At 63.7% G+C, this 18,511-nt stretch carries 16 protein-coding genes; 4 read left to right on the forward strand and 12 right to left on the reverse strand.

Features of this window, described 5'->3' with window-relative positions:
• Nucleotides 1-151 precede the first annotated feature (151 nt).
• The 4 genes from rocD to BJ6T_RS47585 all read left to right on the forward strand — a co-directional run bounded on the left by rocD (nucleotide 152) and on the right by BJ6T_RS47585 (nucleotide 6,419).
• Nucleotides 152-1,366 carry an ornithine--oxo-acid transaminase gene (rocD, locus tag BJ6T_RS33285; protein WP_014496968.1) on the forward strand — a complete coding sequence of 405 codons (1,215 nt, stop codon included), beginning with the start codon at nucleotides 152-154 and terminating at the stop codon, nucleotides 1,364-1,366.
• Nucleotides 1,367-1,625: 259 nt separating this feature from the next.
• Nucleotides 1,626-2,771, forward strand: coding sequence for a fructose-1,6-bisphosphatase (locus BJ6T_RS33290; protein ID WP_028169755.1), 1,146 nt, complete (start codon nucleotides 1,626-1,628; stop codon nucleotides 2,769-2,771).
• Between the two features lie 89 nt (nucleotides 2,772-2,860).
• A complete protein-coding gene (locus BJ6T_RS33295; RefSeq protein WP_014496970.1) occupies nucleotides 2,861-4,048 on the forward strand; it encodes a 6-phosphofructokinase in 1,188 nt (395 codons plus the stop codon).
• Nucleotides 4,049-4,829: 781 nt separating this feature from the next.
• Entirely contained in the window at nucleotides 4,830-6,419 is a 1,590-nt protein-coding gene (locus tag BJ6T_RS47585) for a Spy/CpxP family protein refolding chaperone (protein WP_014496971.1), read from the forward strand.
• Nucleotides 6,420-6,582: 163 nt separating this feature from the next.
• Here the strand turns inward: BJ6T_RS47585 and BJ6T_RS33305 are convergent, their stop codons facing one another.
• From BJ6T_RS33305 to BJ6T_RS33350, 12 genes are all read right to left on the reverse strand, one after another.
• Entirely contained in the window at nucleotides 6,583-6,828 is a 246-nt protein-coding gene (locus tag BJ6T_RS33305) for a hypothetical protein (protein WP_014496972.1), read from the reverse strand.
• A 991-nt stretch (nucleotides 6,829-7,819) separates the two neighbouring features.
• Entirely contained in the window at nucleotides 7,820-8,047 is a 228-nt protein-coding gene (locus tag BJ6T_RS46105) for a hypothetical protein (protein ID WP_014496974.1), read from the reverse strand.
• A gap of 245 nt (nucleotides 8,048-8,292) precedes the next feature.
• Entirely contained in the window at nucleotides 8,293-8,676 is a 384-nt protein-coding gene (locus BJ6T_RS46110) for a hypothetical protein (protein ID WP_100213721.1), read from the reverse strand.
• A 241-nt stretch (nucleotides 8,677-8,917) separates the two neighbouring features.
• Entirely contained in the window at nucleotides 8,918-9,781 is an 864-nt protein-coding gene (locus tag BJ6T_RS33310) for a sugar phosphate isomerase/epimerase family protein (RefSeq protein WP_014496975.1), read from the reverse strand.
• Nucleotides 9,781-10,971: a dihydrodipicolinate synthase family protein gene (locus BJ6T_RS33315; protein WP_014496976.1), complete on the reverse strand. Its 1,191-nt coding sequence runs from the start codon at nucleotides 10,969-10,971 to the stop codon at nucleotides 9,781-9,783. Before BJ6T_RS33315 ends, BJ6T_RS33310 begins: the two co-directional genes overlap by 1 nt.
• A 136-nt stretch (nucleotides 10,972-11,107) precedes the next feature.
• On the reverse strand, nucleotides 11,108-12,259 hold the full coding sequence (locus tag BJ6T_RS33320; RefSeq protein ID WP_014496977.1) for a Gfo/Idh/MocA family protein: 1,152 nt from the start codon (nucleotides 12,257-12,259) through the stop codon (nucleotides 11,108-11,110).
• Nucleotides 12,256-13,653, reverse strand: coding sequence for an enolase-like domain-containing protein (locus tag BJ6T_RS33325; protein WP_014496978.1), 1,398 nt, complete (start codon nucleotides 13,651-13,653; stop codon nucleotides 12,256-12,258). The genes BJ6T_RS33320 and BJ6T_RS33325 overlap by 4 nt, the downstream gene beginning before the upstream one ends.
• 5 nt (nucleotides 13,654-13,658) lie before the next feature.
• Entirely contained in the window at nucleotides 13,659-14,507 is an 849-nt protein-coding gene (locus tag BJ6T_RS33330) for an ABC transporter ATP-binding protein (protein ID WP_014496979.1), read from the reverse strand.
• Entirely contained in the window at nucleotides 14,504-15,496 is a 993-nt protein-coding gene (locus tag BJ6T_RS33335; RefSeq protein ID WP_014496980.1) for an ABC transporter substrate-binding protein, read from the reverse strand. The genes BJ6T_RS33330 and BJ6T_RS33335 overlap by 4 nt, the downstream gene beginning before the upstream one ends.
• A 62-nt stretch (nucleotides 15,497-15,558) precedes the next feature.
• Nucleotides 15,559-16,368 carry an ABC transporter permease gene (locus BJ6T_RS33340; RefSeq protein ID WP_014496981.1) on the reverse strand — a complete coding sequence of 270 codons (810 nt, stop codon included), beginning with the start codon at nucleotides 16,366-16,368 and terminating at the stop codon, nucleotides 15,559-15,561.
• Between the two features lie 361 nt (nucleotides 16,369-16,729).
• A complete protein-coding gene (locus tag BJ6T_RS33345; protein WP_014496982.1) occupies nucleotides 16,730-17,437 on the reverse strand; it encodes a TetR/AcrR family transcriptional regulator in 708 nt (235 codons plus the stop codon).
• A 153-nt stretch (nucleotides 17,438-17,590) separates the two neighbouring features.
• On the reverse strand, nucleotides 17,591-18,439 hold the full coding sequence (locus tag BJ6T_RS33350; protein WP_028169756.1) for a VOC family protein: 849 nt from the start codon (nucleotides 18,437-18,439) through the stop codon (nucleotides 17,591-17,593).
• Between the last annotated feature and the right edge of the window lie 72 nt (nucleotides 18,440-18,511).

Here is an 18,511-nt window from a genome sequence, read left to right on the forward strand (position 1 = left end):
GGAGGTTGACGGAAGATTGCCTCTGTGGATCCGCATAACCATTTGACAAGGGGAGGCAAATCAGCGGCATCGCGCACCGCGCCGATGCCCGGATCAATTTGAGCGTGGTGCAGCCGGTTGACGCCGGCACGCAGCAATGGAGTGACGAAAGATGAGCTCGTCCGTCATTGATTTCCTCGCAACAGAAGCGCGCTTTGGCGCCCGTAATTACGAACCGATCGGGGTCGTCCTGTCGCGCGGCGAAGGTGTCTGGGTCTGGGATACCGACGGCAACCGTTATCTCGATTGCCTCTCGGCCTATTCCGCGGTCAGCCAGGGCCATTGTCACCCCAAGATCCTGGCGGCGATGGTGGAACAGGCACACCGGCTGACGCTGACCTCACGCGCCTTCCACAACGACCAGCTCGCCCCGTTCTACGAAGAGATCGCGGCTCTGACCGGCTCCCACAAGGTGCTGCCGATGAACAGCGGCGCCGAGGCGGTCGAAAGCGCGATAAAGTCGGTGCGCAAATGGGGCTACGAGGTGAAGGGCGTGCCGGACGGCCAGGCCGAGATCATCGTCTGCGCCGATAATTTCCACGGACGCACGCTGGGCGTCATCGGCTTTTCAACGGACCCTGAGACCCGCACACACTTTGGACCGTTCGCGCCGGGCTTCAAGATCATCCCGTTCGGCGACGCCGCGTCGCTCGAAGCAGCGATCACGCAAAACACCGTCGCCTTTCTGGTCGAGCCGATCCAGGGCGAAGCCGGTGTCATCATTCCACCAGTCGGCTATTTCGCCAGGGTGCGGGAGCTCTGCACGGCCAACAACGTCATGCTGGTGCTCGACGAGATCCAGACCGGGCTCGGCCGCACCGGCAAGCTGCTCGCCGAACAACACGAGGGAATCGAGGCGGACGTGACCCTGCTCGGCAAAGCCTTGTCCGGCGGCTTCTATCCGGTGTCGGCCGTGCTCTCGAACAACGAGGTGCTCGGGACATTGAGACCCGGACAGCATGGTTCAACCTTCGGCGGCAACCCGCTTGCCTGCGCGGTGGCGCGCGCGGCGGTGCGCGTGCTGGTCGAGGAAGGCATGATCGAGAACGCGGCCAGGCAGGGCGCGCGCCTTCTGGAAGGCTTGAAGGACATTCGCGCCAACACGATCCGCGCCGTACGCGGGCGCGGCCTGATGCTGGCGGTCGAGCTGCATCCAGAGGCCGGCCCCGCGCGCCGCTACTGCGAGGCGCTCCAGGGCAAGGGTATCCTCGCCAAGGACACCCATGGGCACACGATCCGCATCGCCCCGCCGCTGGTGATCACCAGCGACGAGGTCGACTGGGCGCTGGAGCAGTTTGCGACGACCCTGACGCAAGATTTCTCCTGAAGCGCCTGCGTCGGAAGATCGCAGTGCCGGCCCCGGCCAACAACGAGTTAGCGGCCCGGCCAGAACCGGACTCGTGCAGTGCAGCAAATAGTGACGCGTGGTCCTAAGGCAAAACTCGGCATGATCCCGGCCGGATGAACGGAGTGCGTGGAACCTATCGGAGCGACGGACGTTTTGGTCCGCGAATGAGCAGCGCCATGCCCGGCGCAGCAAGCGCCGAGGCCGGAGGCGCTTAGCTGCGCGGATCGGAGAAATGCTCATGAGACTCACTCTTTCAGTCATCAAAGCTGACGTTGGCTCCGTTGGCGGGCATACGAAACCGTCTTCACGCATGATCGCGACTGTCGAAGGCGAGATTGCGAAGGCGATCTGCAATGGTCTGCTGATCGACGGTTTCATCTGCCACACCGGCGACGACATTGCGATCATCATGACGCACACGCGGGGTGAAGGAAGCTCGGATGTCCATCAACTCGCCTGGAAGTCGTTCCTCGCGGCCACCTCGGTCGCGAAAACCTCCGGGCTCTATGGCGCTGGCCAGGATCTTCTCGCCGACGCGCCTTCCGGGAACATTCGCGGCGCCGGCCCAGGCGTCGCCGAGCTCAGCTTCGACCACAGCCTCTCCGGCGTGCGACCCGCGGAGTCCTTCATGGTGTTCGCGGCCGACAAATGCGGCCCCGGCGCCTACAACCTGCCGCTCTATCTCGCCTTTGCCGACCCCATGTACTGCGCTGGGCTGATGCTGCCTTCGATGATCAAGGGATTCCGCTTCCATGTCATCGACATGGACAACACAGCCGGCGACAGCCTACTCGAGCTCGACGCACCCGCCGACAGCTACGACATCGCCGCCCTGCTTCGCGACAACGAGCGCTTCGGCATCGATCGCATCATTTCTCGAACCCATGGCGAGGTCGTCGTGGCCGTTTCGGCGCAGCGCCTCCACGCGATCGCAGGCAAGTACACCGGCAAGGATGATCCAGTCGCGATCGTCAGGAACCAGGGGATTTTCCCGGCTCCAGAGGAAATAATCTCGCCGTTCGCCAAAGCACACTTCGTGGGCGGCGACGCACGCGGCTCGCATGTGATGCCGCTCATGCCGGTGCCACTCAACACGCCGGTTACCGGCATGTACTGCCTGCCGATCGTTTCTTGCGTCGGCTTTTCGATCGACAGGGAAGGCCGCTTTGCCGAGTCCTACACCGATTTCTTCGACAACCCAGCATGGGATGAGGTCCGCCGGCGCGCCCAGCGCAAGGCCATCGAGATGCGCAGCCAAGGCTGGTCTGGCGCCGCCATGCTACCCTATTCCGAACTGGAATATGGCGGCTTCCGCGACACCGTGTCCGGTCTGCTGAAGCGTTTTCGACTGCGCGACGATCGCAGGCCGGAAGCGGCCGAGTAGCGATCGCCTCCAATCAGAAGCTGGAGCGACGTTCACCGTTCAATCGACAGATGCAGGCGCTATCACGACATGCCGATCGGGAGGTGGACATGGCAAAAAAACGCATCGGCATTCTCACGGGCGGCGGCGACGTCGCCGGCCTCAATGCCGTCATCAAGAGCGTGACTTATCGCGGCAGTGAGGACGACATCGAGGTTGTCGGTCTGCGCCGTGGTTGGGAGGCCCTCACGCACCTGAACCTCGACGACCCAAACAGCAGATCCCACTACGTCATCCCGCTGAATCGTGAAAACACTCGAACCATCGACCGGCGCGGCGGCACCGTGCTGCACTCGAGCCGCGTCAATCCCTCCAAAATACAAAAGCTGCCCGATCATCTCGTCGACAATGATGTTCCGGTCTCGCTGAGCACCGACGGCGGCATCGCGACAAAGACGTGGGACCTCACCAGCCGGGTGCTCGCTAACCTTTCGGGACTTGGCATCGAACACCTGATCGCCATCGGCGGCGACGACACGCTCAGTTATGCGGCCAAGCTCAACGAACTCGGCGTCAAGATCATCGCCATCCCGAAGACGATGGATAATGACGTCCGCAACACCGAGTACTGCATCGGCTTCTCGACCGCGATCACCCGCGCCAGCGATGCCATCCAGCGGCAGCGCACCACCGTCGGCTCGCACGAGCGAATTGGCATTTTCCGCGTCTTTGGCCGCGATGCCGGATTTACGGCACTCTACACCGCGTATGCGACCTCGATACGATGCGTCATACCGGAGTATAAGGTCGACCTCGACAAGCTGATCCAGTTGCTCATCGAGGACAAGCGCGCCAATCCAAGCAACTACGCGCTGATCGTACTCAGCGAGGGAGCTCAGTGGGAAGGCTACAAGCTGCGGGAATACGGCGAGCCTGACGCCTTTGGTCACCGCAAGAAGGCCAACGTGGCGGAATCGCTTGCCGACGAGATCAAGCAGCGCACCGGCGAGGAGACGATCACCTCCGATCTCACTTACGATCTGCGATCGGGTGATCCGGACTTCATCGACAAGCTTGTGGCCCTGACTTTCGGTAACATGGCCTACGATGCCATGCTGGAAAGCAAGTCCGGCCTCATGTCGGCGCTGGTCGAGGGCCGCTACGACCTCGTCCCCATCCCTGACGCCAAGCTTGGTCCGCGCAAATTGGACGTTGCGAGCAGCTACAACACGGAGCGCTACCGCCCCCTCTACGCCAATAAGCAGGGGCTGCCGATCTTTCTCAACCGCGCGTCTTAGCGTGCCGGACCGGACGAGCCAGCAGTAAGTCCGACTAATGTCCGTTCTGCCGCTGAAAGCGGAAGTCAATTCAGAGGACTCACGCTGACGGCCGCCAAGCTGGTCGAACCCGCTATGCCACGCTGAGCGGCGAGCAGAAGGCGCGCTTCAACGCGCTGCAACGGGTCGCAAACCCGTGAGGCCAGCGCTCGTGACCGCCGTAGGTGCGCAGCACCTCGTCCATCGGCTTGCCCTACCAATTGTTGAGAAGATCTCGATCTCCGAGAAGCGGGATTTCTCTTGAGGCTGCCTGCGTCGGAACATCGCAGTGCCGGCCGCCGCCAACAACGAACCATTGCGCCAACCATGCGTTGAAAATCGCGGGCGATTTCGAGCTGGGAGCACGATCATGCTTCCGCGTGGCGTTGGCTTGACGGTACTTTTGGTTGGCGTCTCGATGCTGGCGACGAGCGTCGGCGCGTCCGCCCAGGGACCCGGCCAGGGACACGGAAGAGGTGGACCACCGGGGCCGGCCGCAGCGCCGGCGGCCCGGCCGGCAGCGCCACCTGCGATGGCCCGACCGGCGGCGCCACCCGCGATGGCGCGTCCCGCTGCGCCGGCATTTCATCCCCCGGCCATGCCGCAGCGACCGGCCATGGCGCCGAATCCGGCGCCTCGCATGGCCACTCCGCCACCGCGCCCGGTCCCGCACTTCGCAGCACCGCCACCGCGAGCTGCCCCGCACGTGGCGGCACCGCGACCTGAATTCCACCGCGCGCCGGCAGCTCCGCAACGCCCGGCGATGGCACCGCAGCCGACGCCGCAGATCGCCGCCCCCTCGCGCCCAAGCGCACCGTCGGCCGCGAGCGTTCGGCCGGAACAGCCGCGCGAGACGCTGTCGCGCCAAGCCTCGGAACGCCAGGGCCGCATCGACCACTTGCAGCAGCGTGTGCAGACATTGCAGTCGCAAAAGCCGGAAGGCGCAAGAGCGCAACGCGAGCAGCAGCGGTTGCTGCAGTCGCAGAATAGGCTGCTGGAGCGCGAGCAGCGCGTGCAACAGCGTGAGCAGCACGTCGAGCAGCGACAGCGCGAGATGCTGTCGCGCCAGACCGCGGAGCGCCAGACCCGCATCGATCGCCTGCAGCAGCGTGTGCAGACATTGCAGTCGCAAAAACCGGAGGGCGCACGCGCGCAGCGCGAGCAGCAACGGATACTCCAGACGCAGAACCGCTTGCTCGACCGCGAGCAACGCGCGCAGCAAAGCGATCTGGCGCGCCAGCAGAGGCTCGGACTGCAGGCCCCCGCTGCAACAGTTGCAGCGGCTGGCGCCGCGCGCGGGCGGTTTGGCGCGCACTTCCGCGAGCGGCCTCTTGCGCAAACCCAGGCGGCCCTCGTCGCCCGCCACAGCGGCTGGGCTCCCCGGCAGGCCTGGCGACACCGCCATCACGCGGTGTTCGTGGCATGGCTTGGGCCCGTGTTCTGGCCCTACGCCTATTCCGACATTTTTGACTACACGTTCTGGTCCTATGCTTACGAACCCGGCTATTGGGCGTACGCGTATGACGACTTCGTCGACACCGTGTTCTGGGGTGGTGACAGCCCCTATTCCGCTTATGCCAGCACCAACCCGTATGACTATCCGCAAGCCGGTGGCGGCACCCGCGCGCGCCAGCGCGCCAGCGTGAGCCCGCAAACGCTGCAGCAATTGTGCGGCACGCCGGACAAGGGCGTCACGGCTTGGCCGCTCGACGATATCACGAGCGCGGTGCGGCCGACGCCCGAGCAACGTGCGCTGCTCGACGCGTTGAAGACCGCGGCGGCCAACGCTGCAGGTGTGTTCAAGGACTCCTGCGCTGATACTTATGCACTGACCCCGCCTGGCCGCTTGCGGGCGATGATGAACCGCGTCAGCGCGACACTGGATGCTGTCAAGATCGTGCGACCGGCACTGGAGACTTTCTACAACTCGCTCAGTGACGAGCAGCAGGCCCGCTTCAACGCGCTCGGCCCCAACATCGGCGACCGCTCTCCTCGGCAGCAGGAAGCCGGTGCCCAGGAAGGCAGTGCCGAAGGCTGCGGCGATCCGAAGTCCGGCCTGACCCAGTTGCCGATCCAAAGGATCGAAGCTGTGCTCCATCCCGCGGGCAAGCAGAAGGAGGCGCTCGACCGTCTCGGCGAAGCGACGGCGAAGGGTGTTGAGGGCCTACAGGCAGCCTGTCCGAACGATGTGCCGCTGACGCCGGTCGGACGGCTGGAGGCGATGCAGCACCGGCTCGAGGCCATGCTTCAGGCCGCCAAGCTGGTCGAGCCCGCCCTGGACGAGTTCTATGCCACGCTGAGTAGCGAGCAGAAGGCGCGCTTCAACACGCTGCAACAGCTCGCAGGCCCGTGACGGCAGCGTCGCATTCTTTCGCTGCAATTTGAGCAGCGGCCGAACGACGCGGGGTACCATCATCGCCCTGTTTCGCAATTCGACGAGAGCATCCGCGTCCGGGCCGCTTCTCTCCGTGAAAAGTGCGGCGGCACGGAATGCAAACAACCGCCTCGTCTCGACCTCACGCGACGGAAATCGTCTTCGGTCCGGCGTCATTCGCGGTTGGGATCGCTTGAGGCCGCACTTTCTCATCCGCGCCAATGGCGTTGCATTGCTGGGAGTAGGCAGACAACTCAAGATCAGCCAGGTGGTCCCAGTATTCTGCTTCTGCGAGCAGCTTCCATTTGTTCATGCTGTTGTAAGCGGCCTGTTGGCGGCACAGCGAACCCATCGCACGCAAGCGCTGCACTCTCTCCACTGCCTCCACTGCGAACCTCCCTTCGCGCCAGCTTGTTTACAAGCGCATTTATGTCGTCACAATTTCGCAGATTGAATTGAAGAGTGATAGTCCGGTGTTTGACGGTCAATCGATGATAGCGCAATCGTCTGACTTTTCACCGACGCAGCCCCTTCGGCCGGCGCTGTACGCAGGCACCCAACAAGGCTCGCGTCGGACGACGGGTTCCTAAGTCGCAGATGCATCCATTCTAGGACTGAAATCTTAATTGTCAGCGGCCTTCCCAGGATAGTGGTTAGCTGGCGATCAGACCGGGCCGGACAAGGTTTGATCCCGAAACTATTTTGGCCCGGCACATTGGACTGAAAGACCTCTTTCGGGCGGTCTTTCCTTATCGCCGCAATAGAACGGGGCCGGGCCGGATCACGCCGGGGGCCTGCGGCATGCCGATCACAACAATGGCCCCGACGATTGCACGCCGGGGCCATCCAAGATCATCAGGCGTGGGTACATCCGCCGTGCCTGCCGATCGTTGATGCCACTGATTACCGCATCCGATCTGGCGCAGACCGTGGCGAGGCTGCGGCATCGGGATGATATCATTCTGCCTGAAAGCTGACGGCTGTCCACCTCTCGTTGGTGGTACTCCAACCGGCTCGCTGTTAGGTGCGTCGCACGGACTGAATTCCAACCAAATCCAAAGGGCACAGCACCGCTGCGGTAGGCTGCTTCGTGCTTCTCGTTTCGTTAGCCGCAAGTCCGGTATTCGGCCGAGAGCGGCCCAATGCGGTGAAGGGGCGAAGGTCCGAGATGGGCCAATAGCAGACATCGGCGGCGATTATTCGATCACCTCGTCAGAGCAGAGAGGTCGGCACTTCGAGGCCGAGCGCTCTGGCGGTCTTAGGGCTGATCGCCCATTCGTACCTGGTTGAAGCGGTGAATCGGGTCGATAGCGGTGACGGCGTTGAACCGGTTTCCGGCTCACTCTGCCAGCGCCATCACCGTTGCCCATCGCGCTCTGCTAATAATAATAACCACGGCGATACGCGCGACGGGACACACGACGCGTAGTCACGCGGGCGCGCCGGTACGTGTAGGCCTGCGCTTGATCAACGCTTAACTCCACGCCGTGCGGTGTCACCTGCGGCGAGACCGGAATCGTCGCCACCACTAAGCTCGACGCAGCGAGCCCGAGCAGGGAAAAAACCCTTCGACGCGAAATCACTTCCGACTTGATCTCTTCAGTCATCGCAGCCTCCTGTTGTGTCTTGAGCGTAGCTGGCAGGCGCGCGCTGCGACCTTGACATAGATGCGCCCTGCGACCTTGACATGGATCAAGCAGATCCCGAGCCTCGAAAGTCCGCTCTGGGTCAATAGCGGCGGTAGAGGCCCGCGCGAGAGAGGTCCGGTCTACCCCTGACAGCGACCTGCGGGGAATTTCGAGCTTCTTCGGCTCGGGGTAAGCCCTACTGAGGCTGCTGTGTCGGACGCCGTTTAGTTCGTGCGGTGCGGAGGCTTCTTCTTTCGATGCTGTGTCGGCTGCGTTGCCTTCGGGGGTTGCGGAGGTTGCGGCCAGTAGGCACAGCCGAAGCTGCAGCCACAGCCGGCACCGCATCCGGCGGCCAGCCTTAGTTTCTGGAAGAGCGGTGGTGGTCCAGCATCTTCCCTGTCGAAGACATAGAACGTCGCCAAACTGACGTCGGAGATTTCCTCCTCACCAAGAAAGATTTCGTGCTTCGGCGAGGGCGGTGGTGTATTCGCCGGAACTTCGCTGGTTGAGGCGCACGCACCGCTTGCCATCGAGAGAGACATGCCGACAAGCCCTAAGGTGGGTAAGACTTTGCTTCGACGCTTGCCTATGGAAGAGCGCTTCGGCATGGCATAATCCCATTTGCTTGGACGCCCCCAGAGCGAAATAACTGACGCTCGCCAAGTATAGCGCAAACCTGCAAACGAAGACGACGCAAACCTGCGTCCTAAGGTCCGCTCAGGGTCAATCGCGTCGGTTTGCCCCTCAGCCGGCGACTTCTGGTTCGCGCCGGAATCCGGACATGTCGCTGCGCCAACCGACAACGCGCCGCGATAGGTCCCAAGCCCGCGAGGACAGCGCGCGTGGGAGCTACACCACTGTCTTGTGCCGCGTAATGCACGTGCGCAGCACCTCGTCCATCGGCTTGCTCCACCAATCGTTGGAGAAGATCTCGATCTCCGAATAGCCGGCAAACCCCTGTGCCTCGACCGCGGCGCGCGCCGATTTGATGTCGATGACGCCGTCGCCCATCATGCCGCGGTCGTTGAGGATATCCTTGGTCGGCACCAGCCAGTCGCAGACATGGAAGGCCAGCAGGCGATCTCGACCGGCGCGCGCGATCTGGGCCATCAGCTCTGGATCCCACCAGATGTGATAGACGTCGAGCGCGACGCCGAGCATGCCGCTGCGGCCGGGGTCGAGCCGATCGCAGATGTCGAGCGCCTGTTTCGTGGTGTTCACGCAGGCGCGGTCGGCTGCATAGGCCGGATGCAAGGGCTCGATCGCCAGCGGCAGCCTTGCCTGTTTGGCGTAGTCGAGCATCTCGGCGAGCGCCTCCTCGACCTGACCGCGCGCGCCCGCGATATCCTTGGACGCCTCGCTGCCCGGCCGCGAATATTGCGGCAGGCCGCCGACGACGAGCACGATGCAGGGCGCGCCCAGCGCCTTGGCTTCATCGACACAACGCCGGTTGTCGTCGCGCACCTCGCCCCGGCGCGATGCGTCGGAGGTGAACATGCCGCCACGGCAATAGCCCGACAGCTCGAGGCCGGCATCGCGCACCGCGCGCGCGGCGCGATCCAGACCGACGGAAGCGACCTGGTCGCGCCAGGGATCGATGGCGCGGATGCCATGCCTTGCACAGGCCTCGATGATCTCGACGAGGTCACCCTGCTTGCGGACCGTCGCCGTGTTGAGCGACAGCCAGCGATGGTCGGACGAGAAATCGCGCATCAGTCTTCCAGTCCGTGCGAGGCCAGCACGGTCTTCATCCGCCGCGTCGCCATTTCAGGATTGGCGAGCAGGCCGGCCCGATCGGCAAGCCGGAACAGCTCGGCCAGATGCAGCATCGAGCGCGCGCTCTCCTGCCCCCCGACCATGGTGAAATGATCCTGGTGGCCGTTGAGATAGGCCATGAAGACGACGCCGGTCTTGTAGAAGCGCGTCGGCGCCTTGAAGATGTGGCGCGACAGCGGCACCGTCGGCCCCAGCACGTCGTGGAAGCCGGCCTCGTCGCCTGCCGCGAGCCGCGACAGCGCGTAGGACGCCGCCGGCGCGATCGCATCGAAGATGCCGAGCAGCGCGTGCGAAAAGCCATGGTCGTCGCCGGCGATCAGCTCCGCGTAGTTGAAATCGTCGCCGGTGTACATCTTGATGCGCTTGTCCAGGCGCCTGCGCATGTCGATCTCGCGTTGCTTGTCGAGCAGCGAGACCTTGACGCCATCAACCTTGGCCGCATTGTTGTTGATGATGGCCACCGCAACGTCCATCGCCTTGTCGAGGTCCTTGGTGCCCCAATATCCGGTCAGAGCGGGATCGAACATATCGCCGAGCCAGTGGATGATCACGGGCTCACGGACCTGCGACAGCACGCGGTTATAGACCTTGGCGTAATCGTCGGCGCTGCGGCCGAGTTTTGCGAGAGCACGCGACGCCATCAAAATGATGCGGCCGCCGACCTTCTCGACGGCCGAGAGCTGCTCCTCATAGGCACGGATGACGTCGTCGAGGCTCTTGGCATCCTCGACAGCGAGATGGTCCGTGCCCGCGCCGGAGAACACCAGTGCATTGCGCCGCTTGGCGGCGCCGACCGAGCGGGTGATCAGCTCCAGCGAAGTCGGCCAGTCCAACCCCATCCCGCGTTGCGCGGTGTCCATGGCTTCGGCGACGCCGAGGCCGAGGTCCCAGACGTGCTCGCGGAAGGCGATGGTCTTGTCCCAGTCGACGGCGGCCGAGAGCCAGGGATCATTGTCCGCAAAGGGATCGACAACCGTGTGCACCGCCGAGAACGCGATGCGATTCAGCGTGCCTTCGAGTTTAGCGGGGAACGTTCGCGACGCCGCGAGCCGATAAGTCTCGATCGAACGATCCGCCTTCGGCAACTTGAGCGACAATGACGACATCGGCAACACAGGTTTGTTCATGGCTTCGAACCTCTCCCCGTCATTGCGAGGAGCGAAGCGACGAAGCAATCCAGACTGCCTCTGCGGAAAGATTCTGGATTGCTTCGCTTCGCTCGCAATGACGGCTTGGTAGACATCGGGACTTATCTAACAGACATCAGGCCTTGATCGGGGCGACGTCGATCCAGCGCCGCTCCTTCCAGCTCTTCAGCGCACATTCGGCGAGCTGCACGCCCTTGACGCCTTCGAGCAGCGTGAACTTGTAGGGCGCGTCCTCGTAGACGTGGCGGATGAACATCTCCCACTGCTCCTTGAAGCCGTTGTCGTAGGTGACGTTGTCAGGCAGCTTCTGCCAGTCGCCGTAGAAATCGTGCAGACGCTTCTCATCCGGATTCCACACCGGCCGGGGCGTCGCCTGCCGCGCCTGGATCATGCAATCCGACAGGCCCGCGACTGCCGAGCCGTGTGTGCCGTCAACCTGGAAGGTGACGAGGTCGTCGCGATAGACGCGCGTCACCCAGGACATGTTGATGTGGGCGATGACGCCGCCCTCGAGCTGGAAGGTCGCATAGGCGGAATCGTCCGCGGTCGCCTTGTACTTCTTGCCCTGCTCGTCAAAGCGCTCGGGGATGTCGGTGTTGCCGATGCAGACCACGCTCTGGACGTTGCCGAACAGGTTGTCGAGCACGTAGCGCCAGTGACAGACCATGTCGAGGATGATGCCGCCGCCGTCCTCGTCGCGGTAGTTCCAGGACGGCCGCTGCGCCTCCTGCCAACCGCCTTCGAACACCCAATAGCCGAATTCACCGCGCACCGACAGGATGCGGCCGAAGAAGCCGGAGTCACGCAGGAAGGCGATCTTCTTCAGGCCGGGCAGGAACAGCTTGTCCTGCACCGTGCCATGCTTGACGCCCTTGGCGTTGGCGAGCTTGACGACCTCGAGCGCCTCTTCGAAGTTCGTCGCGATCGGCTTCTCGCAATAGACGTGCTTGCCGGCATTGATGGCCTGGGTCAGAAGGCCGGGCCGCGCCTGCGTGGTCGCGGCGTCGAAGAACATGGTGTCGTTCTTGTCGGCGAGCGCCGCATCGAGGTCGGTGGTCCAGCGCGCGATGTTGTAGCGCCTGGCGAGGGCTTCGACCTTGTCGGCGCTGCGGCCGACCAGGATCGGATCGGGCATCACGCGATCGCCGTTCTTCAGCCGAACGCCGCCCTGATCGCGGATCGCGACGATCGAGCGGATCAGATGCTGGTTGAGCCCCATGCGGCCAGTGACGCCGTTCATGATGAGGCCGAGGCGTTGGGTGGTCATGCCAATTGCTCCTGAAGTGATTTTGGCTGTTCGAGCGGGGCGAGCGCCGACCAGTCCGGATGGACCGACGTCGCAAAGCCCGTTGTGGTGAGCGATCCCGTCAGGAGATCGCCGTCGTGAATGGAGAGCCGGACGCCCTGCCCGGCATCGGCGTAGAGATCGGGATGCGCGGCCGCGAAGGCCTGCGCTTCAGCCGCGGGCGTCTCGCCGAAGCCGTCGACATAGTGGTGGCCGTTGCGCTCGGCATGGGTCACGCCGATGAAGGCACCGAGCGCGAGATCCTGCTGCACGGCGAGACCCGCCTGGCAGGTCAGGTCCTCACCGGTCACGAAGAACCGCGCGCCGCCAGCGCTCCATTTCGCCGCGCGCGTCGCATTGACGATGGACTTGTAGAGGCCCTTGCAGGATTTCGAGGAGATGCCGCAATAGCCGAGCGCGCGTGCCGCCGGGAAGGCATCGTAGGAATCGTCGGCCTCGTCGATGATGAAGCCGTGCGCCGCGAGCGAGCCGAGCGGCGACTGCCGGGTCATGTCGCGCGGCATCGGTTGCTCGACATAGAGCAGCCGCGACGCGATCGGTCGTAGCGCTGCATCGTGGTCGAGCCGGTCGGTCAGCGCATGCAGTGAGGAGAGATCGGCATACTGCTCGTTGGCGTCGAGCGTCACCTTGCAGTCACGCCCCAGCGTATCGAGCTCCTTGCCAATACGCGTCAACCGGGCTGCATCAACCGCGAAATCCCCTGATAGCTTCAGCTTGAAGTAACTGGCACCGGCGTTCTCGCGTGCATCGGCCACACCGCCCTCACCTTCGACGGTATCGTCGAGGCCCACGGTGTGCCTGATGGCAACGCGCGGCAGCGGCCTTCGGCCCGCGAGAAACTGCGCGATATCCGTTTCCTTCAGGTCAGGCGACAGCCGCGCATCGATGCCGGCAATGTTGCCGGCCATCCCATCGAAAAAATTGGTCTCGGCGGCGCGGAGCAGCGCATCGAGGATCGCCTTGTCGATTTCCGCGGGGCCATAAGCCGCGGCAAGCGCGGGAATGTTCTTTTTTGCACAGGTCGCGATCTGGGCACCGATGCACGAGGCATGCAGATCGAACGCCGTCAAAAATCCGGTTCGCGCGAGATAAAGGCCCCGCGCAATCTCCAGCGAGCGCCGCAGGCCGTCGACCGTCTGCGCCGGCGACAGCTCCGGCCGCTTGTCGAACCATTTTGGCACCAGCAGCTCGGCGCTGGCGCCCACCGCAACGCCCCTGCCCTCGACCTCGATCTCGACCCGCACGAACAGCTGCGGCGTCGCGTTGATCGTGATCGCGCCGAAGCGGAACGGCCGCGCGAACTGCACGGGACGTTCGAAGAAAGAGATGTCTCGCAGCTTCAGGCGCGGCGCCATGATCGTCAGTCCAGTGCACCCTGTGAGAAGAAATGCTTGCGGATGCGTTGCACGAGTTCGGTGAAGACAGGATCGGCCATCACGTCGAGCGAGCGCGGACGCGGCAGCGGCACGTCGTAGATCGCCGCGATCGCGCCGGGCCGCTCGGTCATGACCAGCACGCGGTCGGCGAGGAACACGGCCTCCGGAATCGAATGCGTGATCAGGAGCACCGTCTTCCTGGTCTCACGCTGGATCCGCATCAGCTCGACATTCATGCGCTCGCGCGTCAACGCGTCGAGCGCACCGAACGGCTCGTCCATCAGCATGATCTTGGGATCGTGCACCAGCGCACGGCAGATCGAGGCGCGCTGCTGCATGCCGCCCGAGAGCTGCCAGGGCAGCTTCTTCTCGAAACCTTCGAGGCCGACCAGCTTCAGCAGCGCCTTGGCGCGATCGAGATAGTGTTGTCGCGGCAGCCGCTTCATGTCGATCGGCAGCATCACGTTCGCGAGGATGTTGCGCCAGGGCAGCAGCAGCGCGTTCTGGAAGACGATGCCGACATTGCCGTGCGGCTTCGTGACCTTCTCACCCTCCACCAGGACCTCGCCTGATGTCGGCGGCAGCAGGCCCGAGATCAGCTTGAGCAGCGTGGACTTGCCGCAGCCGCTAGGGCCGACCACGACGAAGAACTCGCCGTCGTTGATGTGGAAATCGAGCGGACGCAGCGACGGCACGTCGCCGTCGCGCGTCCGGTAGGTCTTCGACACGCCGGACAGTTTGATGCCCGACGCATCGCCGGCAGCCCGGTCGCTCACCAGTCTCAGATGCGCGGCCTGCTGCACGGTTTCGCTCACGACTGCGGCTTGCTTCACGATCCGCTCTTCGGCAGATAATCGTTGGTGTAGAAGGCCTTCGGGTTCTCCTTGGCCTTGGCATCCAGTCCGCCATATTCGACCATCAGGTTGACGGAGTCCGTCATGTTCTGGTCGGTGACCTGGAACGGCCGCTTGCTCTTGGTCTCGGCGGTCCGGTAGAGCGGAATGGTCAGCTCAAAGCCCTGCGTCAGCGTGTCGATCTTGCCGCCCTTGGGGTTGGCATCGAGGATCGACTGCGCGGCCGCCTTCGGCTCCTTCTCGGCGGCTTCGACCGCCTTGGTCGTCGCCGACATGAAGCGGCGGACGAGGTCGGCATTCGCCTTCACATAGTCGGAGTTGGCGATGATGCCGGAGGACACCATGTTGATGCCGTAGTCGGCGAACTTGATCGGGAACACGTCCTTGCCGGTGGCGTCCTTGATCTTCATCGACTGGTCCATGACGTAGCCGAGCAGCAGGTCAGCCTGGCCATTGATGACGGCGTTGAGCTTGGTCTGGCCGTCGCCGGCGACGGTCTGGAAATCGCTCTCCTTCAGGCCGGTCTTCTTCAGGAACAGCGGCCAGATCTGGGTCATGGAATCGGCCGGCGTGATCGCCACCGTCTTGCCCTTGATGTCTTCCGGTTTCTTGATGTTCTTGTCGGCAAAACCCATGGCGGACATCGGACTGGTCTGGAGCAGCACACCGGTCGCGACGACAGGTGCGCCCTTGATCGCGGCGCGCATCATGGTGGGGACGTCGACATAGCCGAAATCGGCGGTCTTGGCGGCGACGGCCTGCGTGGTCGCAGCCGATCCGCGGCCTTCCTGGATTTCGAGATCGATGCCTTCGGCGGCATAAATGCCCTTGGCCTTGCCGTAATAGAACGGCGCGTGCTCGCCATAGACGTACCAGTTCAGCATCAACACGACTTTGTCGGCTGCCTGCGCGGGCATCGCCGCAAACACCATCAGCGCAGCCGAGACAGCTCCTATCCACCGCTTCATTGTTTCTCTCCCTTGCCCTTGTTGCGTCGGCCGTTGATGGCCGTTCGTTGCCTTAGTTCTTGTTAAGAGGCGAAAATCACGTCCTCGCGCTGGCTGACATGCCAGGGAATGACCAGCTTCTCGATCCGGTCCACGATCCAGAACAGGATCACGCCGAGCAGCGCCAGGATCACCAGCGCCGCGAACATCGTCGGCAGGTCGAAGGTGCCGATCGAGCGCTGCATGACGTAGCCGATGCCGGAATTGGAGCCGACGAATTCGCCAACGACCGCGCCGACCACGGCAAGCGTCACCGACACCTTGAGACCTGAGAAGATCGCCGGCAGCGCATGCGGCAGGTTCACTGCGCGGAACACCTGGAAGCGGCTGCCCTGCATGGCGCGGGCGAGATCGACCATGTCAGGATCGACCGATTTGAAGCCCTGCACGGCGGAGACCACCACCGGGAAGAAGCCGAGCAGGAAGGCGGAAATCACTTTGGGAATGATGCCGAAGCCAAACCAGACCACGAACAGCGGCGCGATCGCGATCTTCGGCACGGATTGCGAGAACACCAGCAACGGATAGACATAGCTCTCCACCGTCTTCGAGCCCGCGATCAGCATGGCGACGGGAATGCCGAACAGCGCCGACAGCAGGAAGCCGCAGACGGTCGCATAGGTGGTCGGCCAGGACTGGCGCAGCAGTTCCGGCCATTCGGTGCGCAGCACGGCGAGAACATCGCCCGGCGCCGGGATCTGATAGGCGGGGATCTTAAACAGGCGGATCGCAAGATCCCAGGCGACGACGATGAAGACCAGGAACAGGAACGGCCGGACCCAGGCCGCATTCAGCATCTTGGACACCGCACTCTGCGGCTTGACTTCAGCCACGTCTCACTCCCGGCATTCTTCTTCGTTCGGAGGAGAAATTAACTCGTTGGATAAATACTGTCCAGAGCTTTCCCTGTGACGTTTTGTGCCGGTTCCTGACCTCCTCTCGTGTCCTGGACGCGCTGCAGCGCCCTTGCGCTGCTGCGCAGAGCAGGGACCCAGAGGCGCCGTTCGCCGCGGATATATCGGCCCCGGCTCTACAGCGCACCGCTAAGGGGGCGTTGCGCTGCGCCCGGGGCACGAGAGTGCCACACCCTCGTCATTGCGAGCGCAGCGAAGCAATCCAGACTGCCGCTGCGGAAAGATTCTGGATTGCTTCGCTGCGCTCGCAATGACGGAGCAAGGTGCGAGGTCTGCGTCTCTAAACCGTCTGCGCCACCGCGCTGCGCGACTTCGGCGCCTTGGCGATCTCGAACAGCGCGGTCGATCGGCCCGTCAGCGCGGCCAGCACGAGGCCGACCATGTGCGAAAGCCGCTCGTCCTTGGCGTCCTTGGCCAGCAGATCGCGGCCGAAGATCACGCTCAAAGTGGCCGAATTGGAGAGATAGAAGAAGCAGAGCCCCGCGATGGAGATATAGAGCTGCACCGGATCGACCGCGACCTGGAAATCGCCGCTGTCGACGCCGCGCAGCACCACGGTGCGGATCATCTCGACGAAGGGCGAGTGCATCGACTTGACCTTGGTCGAGCGCTTGAGGTGCTTTGCGCGTGCGAGATTCTCGGTCTGGAGCAGCGACAGAAATTCCGGGTTGCGCAGGAAGTAGTTCCAGGTGAACTCGATCAGCCGGCGGATCGCTTCGGGCGGATCGAGATGCTCGAGATCGAGCCCCCGCTCCTCGCTGCGGATCTTGTCATAGGCGCCTTCGAGCACCGCGAGATAGAGCTCGTCCTTGTTGCCGACGTGATAATAGAGCATGCGCTTGTTGGCGCCGGCCTTCGCCGCGATGCGGTCGACACGCGCTCCGGCAAGGCCGTGGGCCGAAAACTCCTGCTTGGCGGCTTCGAGAATGCGCAGCCGCATCCCCTCGGGATCGCGCTGCCATTTCAGAGTTCGCTTTGCCTTCGCCAAACCGGTTGCTCGCTGGGTGCTTACGGTATGCCATGTACCACGCGCCCGCCGTCATTGCGAGCGCAGCGAAGCAATCCAGAGTGCCTCTGCGGAAAGACTCTGGATTGCTTCGTCGCTTCGCTCCTCGCAATGACGGGTGGAGAGAGCGGAGCTTCAACCCGCCGGCTTCGGCGAGCGCTCCAGCAGCACCGTCTGGATCCCGCAGGTGCCGTTTCGCACCGTCATGATCCGCGTGCCCGGCTTGCGGCCGTTGCGCACCTCGGTGACGTCGAGGCCGGCGGCGAGCAGGCGGGCGCGGGTGGCGTCGATGTCGGCGACCCGCCAGCTCAGGCCCCAGAGACGGTCATGCAGGGAATCTCCGCCTGCCACGGGGCGGCGCACCACTTCGACGATGAGGTCGCCGCAGCGGAAGAACATCAGCTGGCCCCAATCCTGGTGCGAGCGGTCCAGTGCGAGATCAAGGCCGAGCCGCGCGCCATAGAGCGCGGCGGCGCGGTCGGAATCCTCGGTGGTGACCACGACGTGGTCGAGCCCATCGATCGGCGCGATGTCGGTCGCAGCCGACAGCGGCCGCTCCTCGGCGAGCTCGAGGAAGAACATGCGCACGCCGCGCGTCAATTCGGTCGCGGCACGCGTGCGTTTCCAGTGCAGGACCGCGCCGCTCTCGACGTCGCTGCTTTCGACCTCGGCGACCGGATCAGGCCTCAAGGCCACCCGCTCCAGCCGCCGGTGCATCTTGCCCATATCTGCGACACGAAAGCACAGGCTGGCGAGCACGCCCTCGCGGTCGTCGAGCAGCGCGCGGATCCGGTCTGCCGCAACGTTAAAGCCGCTCGGCGCCATCAGCTCGATCGTCATGTTCGCAAGCGTGAACAGCACGCGGTCGGCGCCCTCGCCGGAATTCTGCCAGGCCGGCGCGCGCCCGAGCAGCGTCTGATACGCCGCCTTGGCCGCACCGATATCCCTCACCAGGGCGACGACGTGATCGAGGCCGGTGATCATCATTCCCCCTTGATCGACCTGGAACCATGTTCCGAAGGACGGCGTTTGTCCGGGCTTGGCATGGACTGGTGA

The sequence above is a fragment of the Bradyrhizobium japonicum USDA 6 genome, from assembly GCF_000284375.1.
GTDB classification, from domain to species: domain Bacteria; phylum Pseudomonadota; class Alphaproteobacteria; order Rhizobiales; family Xanthobacteraceae; genus Bradyrhizobium; species Bradyrhizobium japonicum.

What these genes read in the sequence shown, in the direction of transcription:
- rocD (WP_014496968.1), top strand. Translation starts at nt 152, where the DNA reads ATGAGCTCGTCCGTCATTGATTTCCTCGCAACAGAAGCGCGCTTTGGC.
- BJ6T_RS33290 (WP_028169755.1), top strand. Translation starts at nt 1,626, where the DNA reads ATGAGACTCACTCTTTCAGTCATCAAAGCTGACGTTGGCTCCGTTGGC.
- BJ6T_RS33295 (WP_014496970.1), top strand. Translation starts at nt 2,861, where the DNA reads ATGGCAAAAAAACGCATCGGCATTCTCACGGGCGGCGGCGACGTCGCC.
- BJ6T_RS47585 (WP_014496971.1), top strand. Translation starts at nt 4,830, where the DNA reads ATGGCACCGCAGCCGACGCCGCAGATCGCCGCCCCCTCGCGCCCAAGC.
- BJ6T_RS46105 (WP_014496974.1), bottom strand. Translation starts at nt 8,047, where the DNA reads ATGACTGAAGAGATCAAGTCGGAAGTGATTTCGCGTCGAAGGGTTTTT.
- BJ6T_RS46110 (WP_100213721.1), bottom strand. Translation starts at nt 8,676, where the DNA reads ATGCCGAAGCGCTCTTCCATAGGCAAGCGTCGAAGCAAAGTCTTACCC.
- BJ6T_RS33310 (WP_014496975.1), bottom strand. Translation starts at nt 9,781, where the DNA reads ATGCGCGATTTCTCGTCCGACCATCGCTGGCTGTCGCTCAACACGGCG.
- BJ6T_RS33315 (WP_014496976.1), bottom strand. Translation starts at nt 10,971, where the DNA reads ATGAACAAACCTGTGTTGCCGATGTCGTCATTGTCGCTCAAGTTGCCG.
- BJ6T_RS33320 (WP_014496977.1), bottom strand. Translation starts at nt 12,259, where the DNA reads ATGACCACCCAACGCCTCGGCCTCATCATGAACGGCGTCACTGGCCGC.
- BJ6T_RS33325 (WP_014496978.1), bottom strand. Translation starts at nt 13,653, where the DNA reads ATGGCGCCGCGCCTGAAGCTGCGAGACATCTCTTTCTTCGAACGTCCC.
- BJ6T_RS33335 (WP_014496980.1), bottom strand. Translation starts at nt 15,496, where the DNA reads ATGAAGCGGTGGATAGGAGCTGTCTCGGCTGCGCTGATGGTGTTTGCG.
- BJ6T_RS33350 (WP_028169756.1), bottom strand. Translation starts at nt 18,439, where the DNA reads ATGATCACCGGCCTCGATCACGTCGTCGCCCTGGTGAGGGATATCGGT.